3 protein-coding genes are annotated in these 3,299 nt (G+C 71.1%); 2 read left to right on the top strand and 1 reads right to left on the bottom strand.

Annotated features, from left to right (window positions below; translation table 11 throughout):
- Positions 1–120: 120 nt before the first annotated feature.
- Positions 121–738, top strand: a complete 618-nt coding sequence (locus ACFU8Q_RS40440) for a histidine phosphatase family protein (RefSeq protein WP_384464905.1) — start codon at positions 121–123, stop codon at positions 736–738.
- Positions 739–795: 57 nt separating this feature from the next.
- Here the strand turns inward: ACFU8Q_RS40440 and ACFU8Q_RS40435 are convergent, their stop codons facing one another.
- Entirely contained in the window at positions 796–2,223 is a 1,428-nt protein-coding gene (locus ACFU8Q_RS40435; RefSeq protein WP_384464902.1) for an amino acid permease, read from the bottom strand.
- A gap of 426 nt (positions 2,224–2,649) precedes the next feature.
- Between ACFU8Q_RS40435 and ACFU8Q_RS40430 the strand changes: the two genes are divergently transcribed.
- Positions 2,650–3,246, top strand: coding sequence for a biotin transporter BioY (locus ACFU8Q_RS40430; RefSeq protein ID WP_266746198.1), 597 nt, complete (start codon positions 2,650–2,652; stop codon positions 3,244–3,246).
- The last annotated feature ends 53 nt before the right edge of the window (positions 3,247–3,299 follow it).

Raw genomic sequence — 3,299 nt, 5'->3', positions numbered from 1 at the left:
AGCCCTGACCGCCCGTACCCGTACGGAGAAGCTCCGACCGCCCGTACCCGTACGGAGAAGCTCCGACCGCCCGTACCCGTACGGAGAAGTCCTGACCGCCCGTACCCGAACGGAGAAGCCATGACCAGGAGTCCGGCCGTTCTGCTGCTCGTCCGCCACGGTCAGACCGTCTGGCACGCGGAGAACCGCTACGCCGGGGTCAGCGACATCGCCCTCACCGACGAGGGCCGGCTCCAGGCACGGCAACTGGGCGCATGGGCGGCCCGGCACCCGGTCGACGCGATCTGGACGTCGACACTCACACGGGCCGTCGAGACGGCGGAGCCCGCGTGCCGGGCGCTCGGCCTCGTCCCCCGCCGCGAACACGATCTGCGCGAATGCGACTTCGGCGAGGTGGAGGGGCGGACCCTGGCGGAGTTCGCGGCCGAGCACCCGGAGCGGGCCCGGGAGTACCGCGCCGACCCGGTGGTCCACCCCTTCCCCGGGGCCGAGGACCCCCGGGCGGCGGCGGCCCGGGGGGCGATGGCGCTGCGCAGGATCACGGACGGGCACCCGGGGCAGCGGGTGCTCGTCGTCGCGCACAACACCCTGCTGCGGCTCGTGCTGTGCGAGCTGCTGTCGATTCCGCTGGGTGCCTACCGCAGGGTCTTTCCGCGGCTGCGGAACGGGGCGGTCAGCGAGGTGCGGATCGGGGAGGAGGGCGGCGCGCTGCTCTCCCTCAACGTGCCCTGCGCATAGGGCGTCCTCGACGTGCCCTGCGTGCCGGGCGTCCTCGACGGCCCCGCGTACGAGACCTCAGCCCTGGGCGCCTCGTACGGCCACGGCTCGCCGCTGCCGTACGACACCGATGGCCGCCAGCACGACGGTCAGGACGCCGGTCGCCACCAACTGGTCACGGGTGTCGGGCTGGAGCAGCATCAGGATGAAGATGCCGAGCATCGCCAGGAGCGCCAGCACCGTCAGGACCGGGAAGAGCCACATCCGTACGACGAGCTTCTCCGGGGCCTCGCGCTCCAGCCGGTCGCGCAGGACCAGCTGGGAGAGGGCGATGAAGATCCAGACGACCAGGATCACCGCGCCGATCATGTTGAGCAGCCACGGGAACACGTCGTCGGGGCGCCAGTAGCTGAGCAGCACGCACAGGAAGCCGAACACGGACGAGACCAGCACGGCGGCGCGCGGCACGCCCGAGGAGATCCGGCCGAGCCGCTTCGGGCCCTGGCCGCGGGCGACCAGCGAACAGGCCATGCGCGAGGCGCCGTAGATGTTGGCGTTCATCGCGGAGAGCAGGGCGACGAGGATGACCACGTTCATGATCTCGGCGGCGCCGCTGATGCCGAGGTGGTTCAGGGCCGCGTAGAACGGACCGACCTTCACGACCTTCGGGTCGTCCCACGGGACCAGCGTGACGACGACGGCCATCGAGCCGACGTAGAAGAGCGCGATCCGCCACATCGCCGTCCGCACGGCCTTGGCGACCCCCTGCACCGGGTTCTCGGACTCGGCCGCGGCGATGGTCACGGTCTCCAGACCGCCGTACGCGAAGACGGAGGCGAGCAGCCCGATCACCAGACCCTCGGCGCCGTTCGGCATGAAGCCGCCCTCGCCCTTGAGGTTGGCGGCGCCGGGCGCGTCCGTGCCCGGCAGCACGCCGAGGATCGCCAGCACACCCAGGACCAGGAAGAGCGAGATGGCCACGACCTTGAGGGTGGCGAACCAGAACTCGAACTCGCCGAACTTCTTCACCGACGCCAGGTTCGTGGCCAGGAAGACCACCATGAACAGCGCGACCCAGGCCCACTCCGGCGTACCGGGCAGCCAGCCGGTGACGATCTTCGCGGCACCGATGCCCTCCAGACCGACGGCGACACAGAGCAGCACCCAGAACGCCCAGCCCACGGTGAAGCCCGCCCACGGCCCGATCGCCCGCTCCGCGTGGACGGAGAAGGAACCGGAGGCCGGGTTCGCGGCCGACATCTCGCCGAGCATCCGCATCACGAGCATGACCAGCAGCCCGGAGACGGCGTACGCGATGACGATCGACGGACCGGCGGCGGCGATACCCGCACCCGAGCCGACGAAGAGCCCGGCGCCGATGACGCCGCCGAGGGCGATCATCGACAGATGGCGCTGCTTGAGTCCGTGGGTGAGCGCGGAATCGGCCCCGGCATCGGAGACGGCGGCCGGGGAACCGGTGGGGGGAGACGCGGAATTCCGAGACATGGACGAGCTCTGTTCGGTAGGGGAGACACGGGGGGACGTACGGGAGACGTGGGGGTACGTGCGCGCACAGTCTGGGCACGCGTCCCGTTCACACGGAACCGCTGTCCGCTATACGGGCACGATGCTCACACAAAGTGCACAGACGGGTACGGGGCAGAAGTCGGGATGGTCGCCGGTCGGCCACCGGGCGGATTTGGTGAAAACCTACAGTCCCCCCGGTGGGGACCTCCTGGCAGAATGCGAGCCGATCAGCCCCCACCTCCGTGACGAGCATCACGCCCTCGCGTGATTGCGCGAGCTGCTTTGTGCGAACCCCACCAACGCGTCGTCCGCCGCTTTGTGGGCCACTGATGGTGATCGAGCGTTAACCCCTGGGCTAACGTCAGCCTGAGTCCGTCCCACCTGTCCTCACCCTGCGGAGTCCCGATGAGCACTGCTGCCGCCGCCCCTGCCCGTACCGGAGCGGTCCTCGCCGACCTGCTGCCCGCCGCCAGGCACCGTTACGCCGTCGACACGGCCCTGGTCCTCGGTGGCGCCGCGCTCACCGGCATCGCCGCCCAGATCGCCGTCCCGGTGCCCGGCTCCCCGGTACCCGTCACCGGCCAGACCTTCGCCGCGCTCCTCGTCGGCACCGCGCTCGGCGCCCGTCGCGGCTTCCTCTCCCTCGCCGTGTACGCGCTCATCGGCATGGCGGGGATGCCGTGGTTCGCGGGCGGCAGCTCCGGCGCGGGCGGCGCCTCGTTCGGCTACGTCCTCGGCATGCTGCTCGCCGCCACCGTGGTCGGCGGCCTCGCCCGCCGTGGCGGCGACCGCTCCGTGCTGCGTACCGCGGGCACGATGGTGCTGGGCTCCGCGGTCATCTACGCGGTCGGCGTCCCGTACCTGGCGCTGTCCACCGGCATGTCGGCGAGCGCCGCGATCGCGGCCGGTCTGGTGCCGTTCCTGCTCGGTGACGCGCTGAAGGCGGCGCTGGCGATGGGCGCGCTGCCCGCGTCCTGGAAGCTCATCGGCCGTCGCGGCTGATGCCGTAGCTCCTGCCGCGACTGTCTCCGAAGAGGCTCGCCGGGTCGTGAAAC

The sequence above is a fragment of the Streptomyces sp. NPDC057543 genome, from assembly GCF_042801895.1.
Classification (GTDB): domain Bacteria; phylum Actinomycetota; class Actinomycetes; order Streptomycetales; family Streptomycetaceae; genus Streptomyces.
This window is presented reverse-complemented; position numbering and strand designations above follow the sequence as displayed.